Genomic DNA, 16,815 nt, shown 5'->3' with positions numbered 1-16,815 from the left:
CGCGATCTTACCGAGGGTGTCGCCACGCTTCACTGGTAGAGATTTCATTTTTGATGCGGAAAAGACTTCCCTGGAAATCTGCTCACAGGCGGACGACGACCAGGGCGATGTCGTCGACCTGACCACCGCCGGAGACGCCCATCCGGGCCAGCAGTCTGTCGGCGAGTTCCTCCACCGGGAGAGTGCCGCACCGGGCCAGAGCGTCGATCAGCCGGGCCAGGCCGATGTCGATGTCCTCGTCGCGGCGTTCGATGAGGCCGTCGGTGTAGAGCACGAGGGTGTCCCCGCGGAGGTAGGACAGACCGGCCTGGGGGCGGGGGACGTGTTCCGGCCGGGCGCCCAGCGGCGGATCGGTGGCCTGGTCCAGCAGCTGGCAGCTGCCGTCCGGGCTGAGCAGGATCGGCGGTGGGTGGCCGGCGTTGCTGTAGACGATCAGCCGGCTGCGCGGGTCGATGAGCACCTTGGCCACGGTGGTGGCCAGCGCGCCCTCGACCGCCCTGGCGTACAGGCCCAGCACCTCCAGGGCCTGTGCGGGGCTGGGCACGGCCCGGATGGCGGCGCTCAGGGCGCTGCGCAGCATGCCCATGATCGCGGCGGCCTCCAGGCCGTGGCCGACGACGTCCCCGATGGCGACGGAGTACCGGTCGGGCGGCAGATCGACCACGTCGTACCAGTCACCGCACACATTGAGTGACCCGGTGGCCGGCAGGTAGCGCACGGCGATGTCCTGGTGCCTGTCCAGGTCGGGCGAGCGGAGCATGACCTCCTGGAGGGTGGCGGCGATCTCACGTTCGCGGGCGTGTGCCTGGCGCAGCTGCTCGTTCAGCTGTTCCAGATCGTGGGAACGGGCGTACACCTGGGCCGCGATCCCCGTCATCTGGTTGCTCAGCGGCTGGGTGAGCTTCCGGACGGCCGGGGACTGCATCAACTCGGTGACGTCGTCGGCCCGGGCGATGATCCATTTCACGTCGCCGTCCGTCCCCAGGACGGGGCTGGACATCCCGCACCACCATCGCTCCTCCACCTCGCCCGGGTTGCCGTCGACGGGAATGTCGAATCGCCGCGGTGCCACCAGGTCGGGCGCGTGGGAGTCCAGGACGCGCTGGAGCGAGGCGCCGAAGTCACGCGCCGCCTCCGGCGCGCCGGCGGTGTCCGGAAACGCCTCCAGGATGTGCCGCCCGAGCAGTTCTTCGCGGCTCCTGCCGGTGACCCGGAGGTAGGCGCGGTTGGCATGGCGGACCACCAGGTCGGCGTCCAGCACCAGGTACGGGTTCGGTGCGGCGTCGAACAGCTCCTCGAAATCGATCTTCGCTGTTGTCACGCGTGACCTGCCGATCTTTACAGGCGCGACCGCTGCAACTCCAACCTACGAGCAGCCCGCCGGGCACGCCCGCCGGACGACGCGTCGCGCACTGCAGTCCGGCCTCCGTCGTGGCGCTCGACTCCTCGCACTCGCTGTCAGGACAGGAGAATACGCGCCACCCGCCCGGGTGCCCCCGGCCTTCACCCGCCGCGGCGGTCGCCTCGGTGATGTAGAGGGCCAGGTCGATGCGATCGATTACGCCCGTCACGTCCTCCCGCTGGTCCGCCAGGAGCTGGCGCACCGCGCCGCCTCGGGAGCGGCCGGGTGAGGCGGGCCGGGGGTGCGCTCGCCCTCGCCGGGCTGCTCATCGGCGTCCTCAGCGCATGCGGCGGCCCCGCGGGCGCGGAGGACAGCAGGGATGGCGTCACGCTGCGCGTGGGGGCGACGGGCTGGAATCGGGAGGAGGCCCTGCTGAAGTTCGCCGAAGCCCCTCCGCCACCTCCCGCACCGCCCGTCTCCTGCGCGACCTCGTCGCCCGGCTCACCGCGCAGGGACACGAGGTGATCCCTCTGGACGTCCGCTCGCTCCCGCCCGAGGCCCTGCTGCACGCCGACTTCGGCCACCCAGCCATCGCCGAGGCCACCGCCCTGTTCGAGCGGGCGGACGGGGGCGTGATCGTACCCCTAGCTCATCGAGGTACGGCAGGACGGCGGCAACGTCGTCGAACCGGGCACGCGGGAGGCACTGGACCTGGTCACCGACCAGTTCTCCGCCGCCCTCAGCCAACGTCGGCCGCTGAGGGCGGCGGCGTGAGCGAGGGTCGCGCGGGCCGTACGGCCGCATCTCCCCGCACAGGCACCAGCAAGCGGCAGCCGCCTCGCCTCTGACACGCACATCAGGGATCAGCGTCGGTGCGCCGAGACCGGTGGCCTGAGACGACTGCGCGACCACGTGGCACAGCGGACAGGACAGGCGCAGTTCCTCCCCCGGACAACTGCGCCGGGCCCCCGCCCGGTATCCCGCTCCCCGTGCCGGCGGGCCCTGGCAGATCTTCCCTCCCGCCTGCCGAAAGCCCAGGTCAGCAACGCATCCGGCGATGCGCCAGGTGGCGCAACACTTCCGCAACACCACTATCCCTACCGGATAGGTATGGTTCCGGCCATGCCGCCCACCGACCGCATCCGAGACCACGCCGGCCAGGGCGCGCCCACCGTCGCCGCCCAGCGCACGCGGCGTCGGCTGCGCGCGGACCGGGCACGCCAGCTCGCCGACCTCCTGCGCCACCAGCTCCTCACCGGGGGCTTCCCGGCCGGCACCCTCCCGCACGAGTCGACCCTGGCCACCGACTACCGGGCCTCGCGCAACACCGTCCGCCAGGCCCTCGACCTCCTGCGCGCCGAAGGCCTCGTGGACCGCCTCCCCGGCGTCGGCACCGTGGTCGTCGCCCAGAAGTACCCCCACGGGCTCGACCGTCTGATGGGCCTCGCGGAAACCCTGCGCGAACACGGCCACGTCACCAACGAGGTCCGCGCCATGGGCCCCGCCCCCGCACCCGCCCCCGTCGCCGAACGCCTCCACATCCCACCCGGGGCCGACGTCCTCTACATCGAACGCCTGCGCCGCCTGAACGGCCTCCCCCTCTCCCTCGACCTCACCTACATCCCCCTCGACATCGGCACCGCCCTGCTCGGCGCCGACCTGGAGAACACCGACGTCTTCCGCCTCCTGGAAGCCATCACCGGCCGGCAGCTCGGCCACGCCGACATCACCCTGGAGGCGGTGAACGCGGACGCCCACTCGGCCACCGTCCTCGAAGCCCCCCGCGGTGCGGCCGTCCTGATGCTGGAACGGCTCACCCACCTCGCGGACGGCCGCCCGGTCGACCTGGAGTTCATCCGCTTCCGCGGCGACCGCATCACCATGAGCGGCCTGCTGCACCGCTCCCAGTAGTCACCACCCGCTCCCCACAGCACGACCTTCCCGGAGACAGCCATGCCCTTGGTGCCCCAGCGGGCCGACGTGCCCGTGACCATCGACGAGTCGAAGTGCATCGACGGCTGCACGCTCTGCGTGGACATGTGCCCGCTGGACTCCCTCGCCATCGACGACAGCAGCGGCAAGGCGTACATGCACGTCGACGAGTGCTGGTACTGCGGCCCGTGTGCGGCCCGCTGTCCCACCGGAGCCGTCACGGTCAACATGCCCTATCTGCTCCGCTGAGAGGCCCCAACTCCCATGAAACGCACGGCAGTCGCACTCGCCGCATCCGCTCTCCTGTTCCCCCTGTCCGCCTGCGGCGGCAGCGCCGAGGCGGGCAGCGGCTCCACGGTGACCGTCACCGTCGGATACCAGTCCAAGACCATCAACACGGTCACGGCCGGCACCCTCCTGCGCTCCCTCGGCTACTTCGAGAAGCAGTTGAACGCCCTCCATGACGGAAAGACGTACAAGGTCAGCTGGCAGGACTACGCCACCGGTGCCCCCATCACCGCGCAGATGACCGCCGGAAAGATCGACATCGGCTCGATGGGGGACTTCCCGCTGCTCATCAACGCGGCCCGCGGCAAGCAGCTGGGCAAGCCCACCCACCTGGTCTCGGTCACCGGCTACAACCTCAAGGGCGGCCTGAACACGGTCGTCGTCCCACCGGAGTCCAGGCTCAGCTCCTTGAAAGACCTCAAGGGCAAGAAGGTCTCCACGAGTGTCGGCTCGGCCGCCGACGGCACCCTCGTACGAGCCCTTCAGCGCGCCGGCATCGACCCGGACAAGGGCATCGAGAAGCTGAACCAGCAGCCCGCGGTGGGCGCCTCGGCCCTGGCGGCGGGCAGCACGGACGCACTGTCGCAGTTCGTGGCCTGGCCGGGCCTGCTCGCCTACCAGGGCAAGGCGAAGGCGCTGTACGACGGCGCCCAGCTGGATCTGCCCACCTTCCACGGCGTCACCGCCCGCGAGGACTTCGCCCGGCAGCGCCCGGCCGTGCTGAAGGCGTTTCTGAAGGCCCAGGCAGAGGCGACCGGCTACCTCAACACCCATCCGGTTCAGGCCGCCGAGAAGGTCGCGAAGGCCACCGGCCTGCCCGCCGAGGTCGTCTACCTCTACAACGGCGCCCACGGCATCTCCACCTTCGACCCGGCCGTCAAGCCGCAGCTCGTCTCCGCGCTGAAGCAGGACGTGGCGGTCCTGAAGGCGGCCAAGCTGACCGGCGACATCGACGTGGACTCCTTCGTCGACGACCAGTACGTCAGGAAGGCCCTCGGCGCCGGTTACGCCAAGCAGCTCGCCGCCACCCCGCCCGCCGCCGCGAGCGAGGTCTGGCCCAAGGGCGCCACGAAGACCCGGAGCTTCACCTCCCCCGCCCAGCTCCTCGCCCACGTCGCCGAGCACAAGGACGACATCCGCGCCGCCTACGTCCCCGACGCCACCACCGGCACCCTCTGGTTCGCCGACAAGGCCGTCTGGGTGGCGGACAGCAAGCAGCTGCTGCCCTTCGTCGCCCCCGAGACCGCGCGGGCCTACGAGGCGGGTCACAGCGGCGCCCGGGTCATCACGTACGCGGACGCCCTGGGTCGGGCCTCGTGAGCCGGTACCCCCGGCGGACGGGCCGGCTCGTGCTGCGGGCCGGCTCACTGGCCGCCGCCCTCGGCCTCTGGCAGCTGCTGACCACCCTCGACGTGAACCTGTGGGTGCGCTTCTCGCAGTTCCCGACGGTGACCGACGTGGCCCGGGCCTTCGCCGACCGGCTCGCCGGCCCCGACTACTGGACCGACCTCACCGACAGCCTCACCCGGATCGTGACCGGCTTCCTGCTCGCCTCCGTCCTGGGCGTGGCCACCGGCGTGCTCGTGGCACGCTCGCGGCTCGCCGAGGACCTGCTCGGCCCGCTCCTCGAAGTCGTGCGGCCCGTCCCGGCCATCGCCATGGTCCCCGTCGCGATCCTCCTGTTCCCCTCCAACGAACAGGGCATCGTCTTCATCACCTTCACGGCCGCCTTCTTCCCGGTGCTGGTCTCCACCCGGCACGCGGTCCGCGCCCTGACTCCCGTGTGGGAGGAGGCAGTTCTCACCATGGGCGGCGGCCGGTGGCGGATCCTCGGCTCGGTCGTCCTGCCGGGCGCGCTGCCCGGCATCTTCGGCGGCCTGTCCGTCGGCATCGGCGTGTCCTGGATCTGTGTGATCTCCGCCGAGATGATCTCCGGCCAGTACGGCGTCGGCTACCGCACCTGGCAGGACTACACGATCGTCAACTACCCGGGTGTCTTCGTCGGCATGGTCACCATCGGCCTGCTCGGCTGGCTCACCTCCACCGCCGTAGAGCTGGTCGGCCGCCGTCTGACCCACTGGCTGCCGCGCACGTCGTACGTCCCCGGCGCCCGGCCCCGGCCCGCACGGACCCCGGCGTCCACCATCGAACCCGGCAAGGCCGAGGAGGCACGCGATGAGCACCTCGTCTGAGACCAGGCCGGCCGACGCCAGAACCGCGTCGGCGGCACCGCGCGGCACCCGCCTCACCCTCCGCGGCGCCACGCTCGGCCGATCGGACGCCCCGGCCGTGGCCGACATCGACCTGGACGTCTCCCCCGGCGAGATCCTCACCGTCGTCGGCCCCTCCGGCTGCGGCAAGTCGACCCTGCTGCGCACCTTCGCCGGGCTGCTGCCCACGCTGGACGGGGCGGTGGAACAGGACGGCCGGCCGGTGACCGGCCCAGGAGCGGAACGGGCGCTGGTCTTCCAGGAGGACGCCCTGCTGCCCTGGCGCACCCTGCGCGCCAACGTGGAACTGCCCCTCGCCGTCCAAGGCGTGCCGCGCGCCCAGCGCCGGGAACAGGCCGATGCCTGGCTGGAGCGGGTCGGACTCACAGACCAGGCACGGCAGTTGCCGCACCGCGTCTCCGGCGGGCAACGCCAGCGCGCCCAACTGGCCCGCGCCCTCGCCGGACGCCCGCGCGCCGTCCTCATGGACGAACCCTTCGGTGCCCTCGACGCCCAGACCCGCGCCGGCATGCAGGGCCTGCTGGTGGAGGTGCTGCACGGCACGGGCGCGACCGTCGTCTTCGTCACCCACGACGTGGACGAGGCCCTGTTCCTCGGCGACCGCGTGGCCCTCCTCGGCTCCGGCCGGCTGATCGCCGTACGGGACGTGCCCCGCCCGCGCGAGCGCGCCGCCCATGACGACCCGGCGCGCGTAGCCCTGCGGCGCGACATCCTCACCTCGCTCGGTACCTGAAAGGCCCCGGTGACCACCCCGTGCACACCTCCCTGGAGATCCCCGCCCTCAGCGACGCCGAGGAACTGACCTGCGACGTCCTCGTCATCGGCGGCGGCACCGCCGGCACCATGGCCGCCCTGACCGCCGCCGAGCACGGCGCGCACGTCCTGCTCCTGGAAAAGGCGCACGTCCGCCACTCCGGCGCGCTCGCCATGGGCATGGACGGCGTCAACAACGCGGTCATCCCCGGCCGCGCCGAGCCCGACGACTACGTCGCCGAGATCACCCGCGCCAACGACGGCATCGTCGACCAGTCCACCGTCCGCCAGACCGCCACCCGCGGCTTCGCCATGGTGCAGCGCCTGGAGTCGTACGGCGTGAAGTTCGAGAAGGACGAGCACAACGAGTACGCGGTCCGCCAGGTCCACCGCTCCGGCTCCTACGTCCTGCCGATGCCGGAGGGCAAGGACGTCAAGAAGGTCCTGTACCGGCAGCTGCGGCGGCGCGAGATGCGGGAGCGGATCCGCATCGAGAACCGGGTGATGCCGGTGCGCGTGCTGACCGCTCCCGAGGACGGGCGGGCCGTGGGGGCGGCCGGCTTCAACACCCGTACGGGGCAGTTCGTCACGGTCCGAGCGGGCGCGGTGATCCTCGCGACCGGCGCCTGCGGCCGCCTCGGTCTGCCCGCCTCCGGCTACCTCTACGGCACCTACGAGAACCCCACCAACGCGGGCGACGGCTACGCCATGGCCTACCACGCGGGCGCGGAGCTCACCGGCATCGAGTGCTTCCAGATCAACCCGCTGATCAAGGACTACAACGGCCCCGCCTGCGCCTACGTCGCCAACCCCTTCGGGGGCTACCAGGTCAACCGGCACGGCGAACGCTTCGTCGACTCCGACTACTGGTCGGGGCAGATGATGGCCGAGTTCGCGGCGGAGGTGGCGAGCGACCGGGGCCCCGTGTACCTGAAGCTGAGTCACCTCCCGGAGGAGTCGGTCTCGGCGCTGGAGTCGATCCTGCACTCGACGGAGCGCCCGACGCGCGGCACCTTCCACGCGGGCCGTGGCCACGACTACCGCACCCATGACGTGGAGATGCACATCTCGGAGATCGGGCTGTGCGGTGGCCATTCGGCCTCGGGTGTACGGGTCGACGACCACGCTCGTACGACCGTTCCCCAGCTGTACGCCGCCGGGGACCTGGCCTGTGTGCCGCACAACTACATGATCGGCGCGTTCGTCTTCGGGGACCTGGCGGGCGCGGACGCGGCCCAGTACACGCGATACGAAGGACAGTTGCCCCTGGACCAGCTCCGCGACGCGCACGAACTGATCTACCGCCCGCTGCGCAACCCCGACGGCCCGCCGCAGCCCCAGGTCGAGTACAAGCTGCGCCGCTTCGTGAACGACTACGTGGCCCCACCGAAGTCCGGCGCCCGGCTCTCCCTCGCCCTGGAGGCGTTCGAGCGGATGCGGGACGACATCGCCGCGATGGGCGCCCGCAGCCCGCACGAGCTGATGCGGTGCGCCGAGGTCACCTTCATCCGCGACTGCGCGGAGATGGCCGCGCGCGCCTCCCTGGCCCGCACGGAGTCCCGCTGGGGCCTCTACCACGACCGCCTCGACCACCCGCAGCGCGACGACGCGTCCTGGTTCCACCACCTCGATCTGCGCAAGTCCCCCACGGGCGTGATGGAGTTCACGGCCCGCCCCGTGGCCCCCTTCCTGGTCCCGGTCGACGGTTTCACCCCCGCCGGCGGCCCCTCCCGTCACCTCGGCGAGGTCCACCCGGAACAGGTGGCGACCGCGGGGGGCCGGGAAGCGGCGCCGGTGGCGTTGCTGCAGGAACCCACCGCGACCGGCACACCCGCCCACGCCGGCGCCGACGCGGACACGCCGGCCACGCCTCGCCTGCTCGACCTCCTCGCCCTCACGGAGGGCGAGCCCGAACTGTCCGCTCTCACTCCCTACTTGACCGACCCAGAGCCCACCGTGCGTCGTACGGCCGTCACGGTCCTGACGGAGACCGTGCCGCCAGGCACCGGACCGGCACTGGCCGCCGCGCTGACGGACACCGACACCGGCGTCCGCGCCGCCGCGGCCGCCTCCCTGCGCGAACTTGTCGAGACGCTGGCCCCCGAACCGGCTCTGCGCGACGGCCTCGCCGCCGCCCTGTCCGAGGCCGACCCCGTGGTCCGTGCCACCGCACTGGATGTCCTGCGCGCCTTGTGCCTGGGTGATGTGGAGCTGTTCGCGGACTCGTTGTCGGACTCCGACAGCGCCGTCCGCATCGCGGCCGTGCGAGCGCTCGTGTCGGTCGACGCCGTCGGAGAACTGGCCCGCTCGGCGGCCGTCGATCCGTCACGCGAGGTCCGCGTCACCATCGCCAAGGCCCTGGCCACCGCGGGCCAGGACTCGGCCATGGCACACTCGGCCCTCGCGGAACTCGTGGACGATCCCGACGCCCTGGTCCGTGGGGCCGCCTACGAGGCACTGGGCACGGCCGGCTGCCCGGCCGCCCTGGCCGCCCGCGCCGAGGCCGCCCTGGCAGACCCGGCATGGCAGGTGCGCGCCGGCGCCGCCACCGCCCTGTCCGCCACGAATCCCGACGTCGCCGTCCCCGCACTCGCCAAGGCCCTGGCCGACACCAACGCCGACGTCCGCAAGTCCGCCGTACTGGCCCTGACCCGCCACCGTGCCACCGAGGACGCCCGAGTGGCCCTGGCCGCCGCGACGACGGACTCGGACGCGGACGTCAGGGCCTATGCGGCGCGGGCGCTGCGGCTTGCTCATGGTCGTGACGTCCCTCGGCTCAGGCGGTGAGATCGGCTGCGGCTGTGTAGCGGTTGGCGGGGCGGGTCAGGCCCAGCAGGCCGCGCAGGGTGTCGGCCTCGTAGGCGTGGCGGAAGGCGCCCCGGCGCTGGAGTTCGGGGACCAGACCGCGGGTGATCGCCGGGAGGTCGTGGTCGGCGACGGCGGGCCCTAGCCGGAAGCCGGTGAGCCCGGCGCTCTGCAACTCCTGAAGCAGATCGGCGAGTTGGTCGGGCGTGCCGGTGAGGACCAGGGTGTCACTCGAATACGCCTGTCCCGCGAGCGCGTCGAGCCGTTCCCGGCGGGCGGTCGCGGCGGCCGGGTCGGCGTCGAGGAAGACCACCAGGTCACCGAAGACGTGGAGCGGTTCGCCGGCTCGCCCCGCCGCGTTCTGCTCGGCACGGATCCGGGCGACGATCGCGCGGGCCTCGTCGGCGTCGTACGGGGTGACGTAGCCGATGTCGGCGGCGCGGGCCACGAGCCGGTACGGGACGGTGTCGTGGGCCAGCGCGCTGACGATCGGCTGGCCCTGCGGCGGGCGGGGTGTGAGGGAGGGGCCCTTGACGCTGAAGTGCCTGCCCTCGAAGTCGATGTAGTGCAGCTTGTCGCGGTCGATGAAGCGGCCGGTGGCGGCGTCCCGGATCTCGGCGTCGCCCTCCCAGCCGTCCCAGAGGCGGCGCACCACCTCCACGTAATCGGCGGCCTCGTCGAAGAGGTCGGTAACCGACTCCCGTGTGTCCGGGTGGTCGTAGGCCTGAATACGCGGGACGTACGGCGGCCGAAGTGGGCGGCCTCGTTCGGGCGGGCGGTGATCTGGACGCGCAGGCCGGCTCGGCCGGTGCTGACGTAGTCGCGGGTGGCGATCGCCTTTGGAGATGTGGAACGGCTCCGTGTGGGTGGCGACCACCGTCGGCACCCGGCCTATGTGCCGGGTCAGCGGTGCCACGCGGGAAGCGATGAGGACGGCGTCCAGACGACCGCGCACCTGGTCTGTGCGCTCGTCCGGGTCCAGGAAGTGGGACGACTTGAGGCGGAGGCCGTCCTCGATGGTCACGAAGTCGAGGAGCCCGCGCTCGGCCTCCGCGACCAGATCGGCTCAGTACGTGGCGGTGAACAGATCCCGTGGCCGGGCCACCGGCTCGCACCAGGAGGCGGGATGCCAGCCGGTGCCGTCCAGGGCGACGGCAAGGTGCAGCGAAGAAGCAGGTGTTGAGGACACGAGTGGAGTGCCTTCCTGGAGGTCCGTGACGAGAGCGCCGGCCCTCACGCAGGGTTGGGCACGGCGGTGAAGGAACGGGTCAGGAACAACAGAGCGCGCCGGCCACACGCAAATCCTTAAGGGTCGAAGACGGTCCGGGGCGGTCGCGCCTGGCACGGGCCCGGTCGAGGGCGCGGAGGCCGTGCGTCTCCGCGCCGTGGACCGGCTACTTGTTGGTCTTGGGCAGGCCGGGCGGGTTGATCTCCGACTTGTTCACCGCCTCGTCGGACAGGCCCCAGCGCTTCAGCACCTTCGCGTACGTCCCGTTCTCGATGACGTGATTGAGGGCGTCGGCGAGCGGCTTGACCAGGCCGCTGTCCTTCTTGGTCGTGGCCGCGATGAGGCCCTGGAGGGTGGCGCCGGCACCGGAATAGGTGCCGACGACCTCGGTGCGGCCGGTGGTGGCCGCGTGGTAGGCGGCGGTCGGGTTGGGGCCGAGGAAGAGGTCGATGCGGCCGGACTGGAGGGCGAGATAGGTGTCGCTGTCGTTCTGGTAGTACTTGATGTTCACCGGCTTGCGGCCGGCCTTCTCGTTCTCCTTGCTCCACTCGATGAGCAGCTTCTCCTGGTTGGTGCCGCTGCCCACCGCGACCGTCTTGCCCGCCACGTCTTCGGGTCCGGTGACCTTCAGTCCGCTGCCCTTCTTCGCCTCGAAGCCCAGGTTGTCCTCGCGGTAGGTGGCGAAGTCGTACTTCTCCTTGCGTTCCTCGGTGACGGTGATGTTGCTGAAGCCGACGTCGTACTTGGCGCTGTCGAGGCCGACGAAGATGTTCTCCCAGGAGACCGTGTTGATGTGCGGCTTGAGGCCGAGCACGTCGGCGACCAGAGAGGCGATGTCGGGCTCGACGCCGATGACGGTCTTGTTGTCGGTGGCGAAGAAGGTCAGGGGCGCCGCGGAGCCCGACGAGTCGACGATCTCCAGGGTGCCTCTCTTGCGGATCTTCTCCGGGACCTCGGCGGCTATGGAGTCGACCTTGTCGGTGGTGATGCGGTTCTGGTCGGGACTGATGTTGATCTTCGTCTTGCCGTCCGACGTGGCCGCGACCTCGGTCGTGCCGCCGTCGTCGGGGTTGCTGCACGCGGCGAGGACGAGGGTGGTGGCGAGTCCGAGCGCGGCTGCGGCGGTGCGGCGGCGGGTGATCGAGGTGGACATGGTCGTGCTCCTTGCTAGGGAAAAGGGGTGAGGGTCGGTCAGAGGACCTTGGAGAGGAAGGCGCGGGTTCGCTCGTGCTGCGGGTCGTCCAGGACGGCCGCGGGCGGGCCCTGCTCCACGACGACACCGCCGTCCATGAACACCACGGTGTCGGCGACCTCGCGGGCGAAGCCGATCTCGTGGGTCACGACGATCATGGTGGTTCCGGTACCGGCCAGGTCCTTGATGACGTCGAGGACTTCGCCGACCAGTTCCGGGTCGAGCGCCGAGGTGGGCTCGTCGAAGAGCAGCACCTTGGGTTCGAGGGCGAGTGCGCGGGCGATGGCCACGCGCTGCTGCTGGCCGCCGGAGAGCTGCCGGGGGTAGGCGTCGGCCTTGTCGGCGAGGCCGACCCTGTCGAGGAGCCGGCGGGCCTTCTCCTCCGCTGCCCTGCGCGGGCGGCGCAGTGCGGAGACGGGGGCCTCGATCAGGTTCTCCAGCACGGTCAGATGGGGGAAGAGGTTGAAGTTCTGGAAGACGAACCCGATGTGGGTGCGCTGCTTCAGAACGTCCTTCTCCTTCAGTTCGTGCAGCTTGCTCCCGGAGCGGCGGTAGCCGATGAGTTCGCCGTCGATGCTGATCCAGCCGCGGTTGACCTTCTCCAGGTGGTTGATGGTGCGCAGCAGCGTGGACTTGCCGGAGCCGGACGGGCCGAGGATCACGGTGACCTCGCCGGCGCGAACCTGAAGGTCGACGCCGCGCAGCACCTCCAGGGGGCCGAAGCTCTTGTGGACGCCGTGGACGTCCACCATCACGTCCTCGACCGTCGGCGTCGCGTCCTCGACGGCCACCGTCACGTCGCTCATCGGCTGTCTCCCAAGGGCTTCAGGGGTACGACGGGCTGGTTGCGCTGGGCGGCGGCCGCGCGCAGGGTGCGGACGAAGCGCCGGGCGCGCTGGAGCGGGGTGGGCGGCGGGGTGCGGTTGGCGCCCCGGGCGTAGCGGCGCTCCACGTAGTACTGCGCGACCGACAGCAGGGAGGTCAGCACCACGTACCAGGCGGTGGCGACCAGCAGCAGCGGGATCACCCGGCCGTTGCGGCCGTAGATCACCTGCACCTGGTAGAAGAGCTCGCCGATGGACATCACGTAGACCACTGAGGTGCCCTTGAGCAGGCCGATGATCTCGTTGCCGGCCGTGGGCAGGATGGCGCGCATGGCCTGCGGCAGCACGATCCGGCGGATCTGCCGCAGCCGGGGAATGCCCAGCGCGGCGGCCGCCTCCAGCTGCCCGTGGTCGACGGCGATGACACCACCGCGCACGATCTCGGCGGCATAGGCGGCCTGGTGCAGCGTCAGCCCGATGACGGCGGCGCCCATGGTGCCGATGATGCTGTTGCTGTCGACGGACCAGAACACCGGGCCGAAGGGGACACCGAAGCCCAACTCCTCGTACAGCGCGCTCAGGTTGAACCAGAACACCAGCTGGACGATCATCGGGATGGACCGGAAGATCCAGATGTAGGTCCAGGCGACGGTCTGCAGCACCGGACTGCGCGACAGCCGCATGAAGGCCAGGACGGTGCCCAGGAGGAAGCCCAGCACGGTGGCGTACGCGGTGAGCTGAAGGGTCACGTACACCGCCCGCACGATCGCCTCGGACAGCACGTAGTCGCTGAAGACGCCCCACTCCCATACGGGGTTGGTGGCCAGACCGTGCACGAACTGGGCGACCAGCACGATCACGGCGACGGCCGACACCCAGCGGGCGTAGTGGCGGGCGGGTACGACCTTGAGGAAGGCCGGATGGTCCGGGGCGGGCGGGGCTTGTGGGCCGGTGCCCGGGGTGGCCGCGCCGGGCGGCGCGGTGGTGTCGGTGGTGGATGCCATCGTGGTGTTCCTGCTCAACTCTCAGGTGTGCTCGGGCGGGTTGATCCGCGACGTGTCGATCGCGGAGGCGGTAGTGCCCCACTTCTTGAGGATCCGGGCGTACGTGCCGTCCTTGATCAGCTCGTTGACGGCGGCCTGGAAGGCCTTGGTGAGTGGGGAGCCCTTCTTGAAGGCGAAGCCGACGTCGAGGCGGTGGAACTCGCCGAGGAAGGTGGTCTGCGACGCGGGCTGGGCCGCCTGGTGACGCAGGCCGTTGATGGTCGACATGATCACGTCGATACGGCCCTGCTGGAGCGCGGTGAGGGTCGCCGCGTTCTCCGAGTAGACCTTCACGTCGTACGGCGTCTTGCCCGCCTTGGCGCACACCCCCTTCTGCGCGGTGAGGGTCGCTTCGAAGGTGGTGCCGGCGCCGGTGCCGATGGTCAGACCGCACAGCTGGGCGAGGTCGGTGATCTTCTTGCCGAGGGCGGTGTTGCCCGTCTTCACCGCGAAGCCCTGGCCGTCGTTGATGTAGGTGACGAAGTCGATGGTCTTCAAGCGTTCGGTGGTGACGCCGAAGTTGCCGGTCCCGAAGTCGTACTTGCCGCTGCCCAGGGCGGGCAGGATCGTCTCGAAGGAGGCGTCCTGCCGCTCCAGCTTCACGCCGAGGACCTTGGCCACCGCGTCGGCGAGGTCGATGTCCTGGCCCGCGGGCGGCTTGTCCTGCCCTCCCCCACTCTCGACTTCGCTCGAGCGGGGGGACCCCCATGGGTAGTACGCCCCGGGCGGGGACCCGATCGAGCTGCCGACGCGGAGCGTGCCCGCCCTGCGGACGTCGGCGGGAAGCAGGGCCGCGACGGAGTCCACCTTGCGTACCGCGGCCACCGGGTCGTCGGTCGGCGCGGGGGATGCCTGAGCGCCCGCCGGTGTGGTGCCGGAGGTGTCGCCGGAGCCACAGGCGGTCAGCGTCAGTACGGGCAGCAGAGCGATGGTCGCGGCGAGGCGCAGGCGGGTTCTGCACGGGTGAAGGTTCACAGGTCGGCTGCCTTTCCCGTGCGTGCTGTGCGTGCTTCGGCCGGCAGGTGCTTCTCGAAGGGCAGCGGGCCGATGGTCTCCGGGTCGGCCTCGGTGTCGAACAGCGGTGTGTAGCCGGTGGCCAGGTACAAGCCGCGGGCCTCGGGCTGGCGTGGCCCGGTGGTCAGGTAGATCCGCCGGTAGCCGCGTGCGCCCGCCTCGCGTTCCAGCTCGGCGATGACACGGCGGGCGAGGCCACGCCGCCGGTGGGCGGAGTGGGTCCAGATCCGCTTCAGCTCGGCTGTGGTCGCGTCGAACCGGCGGAAGGCGCCGCCCGCGACGGGCTCGCCGCGCTCCAGCATCAGCAGAAGCAGGCCGCCGTAAGGTTCGGTGAACTCCTCGTCGGGGTAGCGGGAGATCTCGGCGTGGGCGTCCTTGCCGTAGCGCGTGGAGTACTCGTGCCCGAGTTCGCGCAGCAGGGGTCTCACGCGCGGATCGGAGACAGGGACATGGAGCACTGTCACGTCCACCGCTGACGATGGTGGTTGGGCTACGGAGGTCATTCGCCCACCGCCGCAAGGGTTTGCGTCCCGCGTGCCGCCCGCTCGGCGTCGCGCTTGGCGACCTCCTCGCGGACGATCGGGATCACATACCGGCCGAAGTCGATGGCGTCGCCCAGCAGGTCGTAGCCGCGCGCGGAGAGGATGTCGACGCCGAGGTCGTAGTAGTCGAGTAGCGCCTGGGCCACGGTCTCGGGCGTGCCGACCAGGGCGTTGGAGTTGCCCGCGCCGCCGGTCGCTGCGGCGGTCGGCGTCCACAGGGCCCGGTCGTAGCGCTCCCCCGCCTCGGCGATGGCGAGCAGCCGCTGCGAGCCGGTGTTTTGAGGCTCCGCGTGTCCGTTGTGGCGCTTGGTGATCGCCTCGCCGCGTTCCTTGCGCGCCTTGATCGCGCCGACCGTGCGGTGGGCCTTCTCCCAGGCCAGTTCCTCGGTCGGGGCGATGATGGGGCGGAAGGCGACCTGGATGCGGGGGACGTCGGTGCGGCCCGCGGCCTTCGCGGCGGCCTTCACGTTCTCGATCTGCTCGGCGGTCTTCGCCAGGGGTTCGCCCCACAGGCAGTAGATGTCGGCCTCCGCGCCGCCCGCGGCGTACGCGGCAGGGGACGAGCCGCCGAACGACACGTTCGGGCGGGGCTGCTGGACCGGGAAGACGTCGCTGACGAAGTCGTGGAAGCGGTAGTGCTCGCCCTCGTGGTCGAAGGGCTCGTGGGTGGTCCAGATCTTCTTGACGATCCGGATGTATTCGCGGGTGCGGGTGTAACGCTTGTCCTTGGTGAGGATGTCGCCCTCGCGGCCCTGCTCGTGGTCGTTGCCGCCGGTGATGAAGTGCACGGTCAGCCGGCCCTCGCTGATCTGGTCGAGGGTGGCGAAGGTCTTGGCGGCGAAGGTGGGGTAGGACACGTTGGGCCGGTGGGCGAGCAGGATCTGCAGGCGCTCCAGCCTGCTCGCGATGTACGCGGCGGCCGGTGCGGGGTCGGGCGATCCGGAGCCGTAGGCGAACAGCACCCGGTCCCAGCCGTGGTCCTCGTGGGCCCGGGCGAGCCGGAGTGTGTACTCCCTGTCGAAGGCGGCGCCGGAGCGCGGCGTGGTTTCGGAACCATCGTTGGTGGCGGCGATGCCGAGGAACTCCACGGGCATGGGCATGGCCTTTCTGGGATGCGGCACGCGGGCATGACGAAACTGCCGGGCACGCGGAAAATGAGTGATGGCTCGTCAGAACGACGAGTGCGTACGGGCGTGACGACGCCGGGCGTCGGTGAAGGCGGTGGTGCGGCAGCGCGCCTGAAGAGAGAACTCGGCCCGCGACGGGGTCACCGAGGGAGGGAAGGGCCGGTCAGAGGGCCCGCTGCCGAGTCAGGCGCAACACGCGGCAGACCACACCCGACCGAAGTCGATGTGATCGCGCGAGACCAAGCGCTGCTGGGCAGTCATGCGACTACTTGAGCAGTACATCGTCGCGCGCGTCAAGCCGCGCCCGGATGCCGGACCGCCTCGACCGGCGCCTGCCGAGGCGTTGTTGACACATCGGTGTCAGGGGCACATACGATCGACGGCGGACCGGCTCCGCGTGGTGCGGCAGCCTCTCCGGCCGCGTTGAGGGGCGCGGCGAGCGTGACGACACCGGGTTCACCCACGCCTGCGATTCCCTCCCCGGAGAGCCTCCC

At 70.9% G+C, this 16,815-nt stretch carries 14 protein-coding genes and 2 pseudogenes; 8 read left to right on the top strand and 8 right to left on the bottom strand.

What is annotated here, in order from left to right; all coding sequences use genetic code 11:
* Positions 1-82: 82 nt before the first annotated feature.
* Positions 83-1,321, bottom strand: coding sequence for a PP2C family protein-serine/threonine phosphatase (locus AC07F0_RS06865; protein ID WP_478975207.1), 1,239 nt, complete (start codon positions 1,319-1,321; stop codon positions 83-85).
* 306 nt (positions 1,322-1,627) lie between these two features.
* Between AC07F0_RS06865 and AC07F0_RS06860 the strand changes: the two genes are divergently transcribed.
* From AC07F0_RS06860 to AC07F0_RS06825, 8 genes and pseudogenes are all read left to right on the top strand, one after another.
* Positions 1,628-1,867: a hypothetical protein gene (locus tag AC07F0_RS06860; RefSeq protein WP_478976274.1), complete on the top strand. Its 240-nt coding sequence runs from the start codon at positions 1,628-1,630 to the stop codon at positions 1,865-1,867.
* Positions 1,822-1,980: pseudogene (locus AC07F0_RS06855) on the top strand (NADPH-dependent FMN reductase); the annotation flags it as partial. The gene AC07F0_RS06860 and the pseudogene AC07F0_RS06855, both read left to right, overlap by 46 nt.
* A 484-nt stretch (positions 1,981-2,464) precedes the next feature.
* The gene (locus tag AC07F0_RS06850) at positions 2,465-3,253 is read left to right on the top strand and encodes a GntR family transcriptional regulator (RefSeq protein WP_478975204.1); all 789 of its coding nucleotides are present in this window, start codon (positions 2,465-2,467) and stop codon (positions 3,251-3,253) included.
* 42 nt (positions 3,254-3,295) lie between these two features.
* Positions 3,296-3,523 (top strand): 4Fe-4S dicluster domain-containing protein, encoded by a 228-nt coding sequence (locus AC07F0_RS06845; protein ID WP_020120576.1) that lies wholly within the window; start codon positions 3,296-3,298, stop codon positions 3,521-3,523.
* Positions 3,524-3,538: 15 nt separating this feature from the next.
* On the top strand, positions 3,539-4,882 hold the full coding sequence (locus AC07F0_RS06840) for an ABC transporter substrate-binding protein (protein ID WP_478975201.1): 1,344 nt from the start codon (positions 3,539-3,541) through the stop codon (positions 4,880-4,882).
* Positions 4,879-5,754 (top strand): ABC transporter permease, encoded by an 876-nt coding sequence (locus AC07F0_RS06835; protein ID WP_478975200.1) that lies wholly within the window; start codon positions 4,879-4,881, stop codon positions 5,752-5,754. Before AC07F0_RS06840 ends, AC07F0_RS06835 begins: the two co-directional genes overlap by 4 nt.
* Positions 5,738-6,526: an ABC transporter ATP-binding protein gene (locus AC07F0_RS06830; protein WP_478975197.1), complete on the top strand. Its 789-nt coding sequence runs from the start codon at positions 5,738-5,740 to the stop codon at positions 6,524-6,526. Before AC07F0_RS06835 ends, AC07F0_RS06830 begins: the two co-directional genes overlap by 17 nt.
* 20 nt (positions 6,527-6,546) lie before the next feature.
* Positions 6,547-9,333 (top strand): fumarate reductase/succinate dehydrogenase flavoprotein subunit, encoded by a 2,787-nt coding sequence (locus AC07F0_RS06825; RefSeq protein WP_478975194.1) that lies wholly within the window; start codon positions 6,547-6,549, stop codon positions 9,331-9,333.
* Here AC07F0_RS06825 and AC07F0_RS06820 read toward each other — a convergent pair.
* The 7 genes and pseudogenes from AC07F0_RS06820 to AC07F0_RS06790 form a co-directional block, all read right to left on the bottom strand.
* Positions 9,323-10,540, bottom strand: a pseudogene (locus AC07F0_RS06820) (LLM class flavin-dependent oxidoreductase). The gene AC07F0_RS06825 and the pseudogene AC07F0_RS06820 sit on opposite strands and share 11 nt — an antisense overlap.
* Positions 10,541-10,745: 205 nt before the next feature.
* Positions 10,746-11,732 (bottom strand): ABC transporter substrate-binding protein, encoded by a 987-nt coding sequence (locus tag AC07F0_RS06815; RefSeq protein WP_478975192.1) that lies wholly within the window; start codon positions 11,730-11,732, stop codon positions 10,746-10,748.
* A 38-nt stretch (positions 11,733-11,770) separates the two neighbouring features.
* On the bottom strand, positions 11,771-12,523 hold the full coding sequence (locus AC07F0_RS06810) for an amino acid ABC transporter ATP-binding protein (protein ID WP_478976227.1): 753 nt from the start codon (positions 12,521-12,523) through the stop codon (positions 11,771-11,773).
* 50 nt (positions 12,524-12,573) lie between these two features.
* Positions 12,574-13,599: an amino acid ABC transporter permease gene (locus AC07F0_RS06805; RefSeq protein ID WP_478975189.1), complete on the bottom strand. Its 1,026-nt coding sequence runs from the start codon at positions 13,597-13,599 to the stop codon at positions 12,574-12,576.
* A 21-nt stretch (positions 13,600-13,620) separates the two neighbouring features.
* Complete coding sequence (locus AC07F0_RS06800; RefSeq protein WP_478975186.1) at positions 13,621-14,613, bottom strand: ABC transporter substrate-binding protein; 993 nt, start codon at positions 14,611-14,613, stop codon at positions 13,621-13,623.
* Entirely contained in the window at positions 14,610-15,155 is a 546-nt protein-coding gene (locus AC07F0_RS06795; protein ID WP_478975183.1) for a GNAT family N-acetyltransferase, read from the bottom strand. Before AC07F0_RS06795 ends, AC07F0_RS06800 begins: the two co-directional genes overlap by 4 nt.
* Entirely contained in the window at positions 15,152-16,288 is a 1,137-nt protein-coding gene (locus AC07F0_RS06790; protein WP_478976224.1) for an LLM class flavin-dependent oxidoreductase, read from the bottom strand. Before AC07F0_RS06790 ends, AC07F0_RS06795 begins: the two co-directional genes overlap by 4 nt.
* Positions 16,289-16,815: the final 527 nt, after the last annotated feature.

Source organism: Streptomyces sp. NPDC045955, assembly GCF_056430805.1.
The sequence above is the reverse complement of the archived record's forward strand: the minus strand, read 5'-3'. Positions and strand labels throughout refer to the sequence as shown.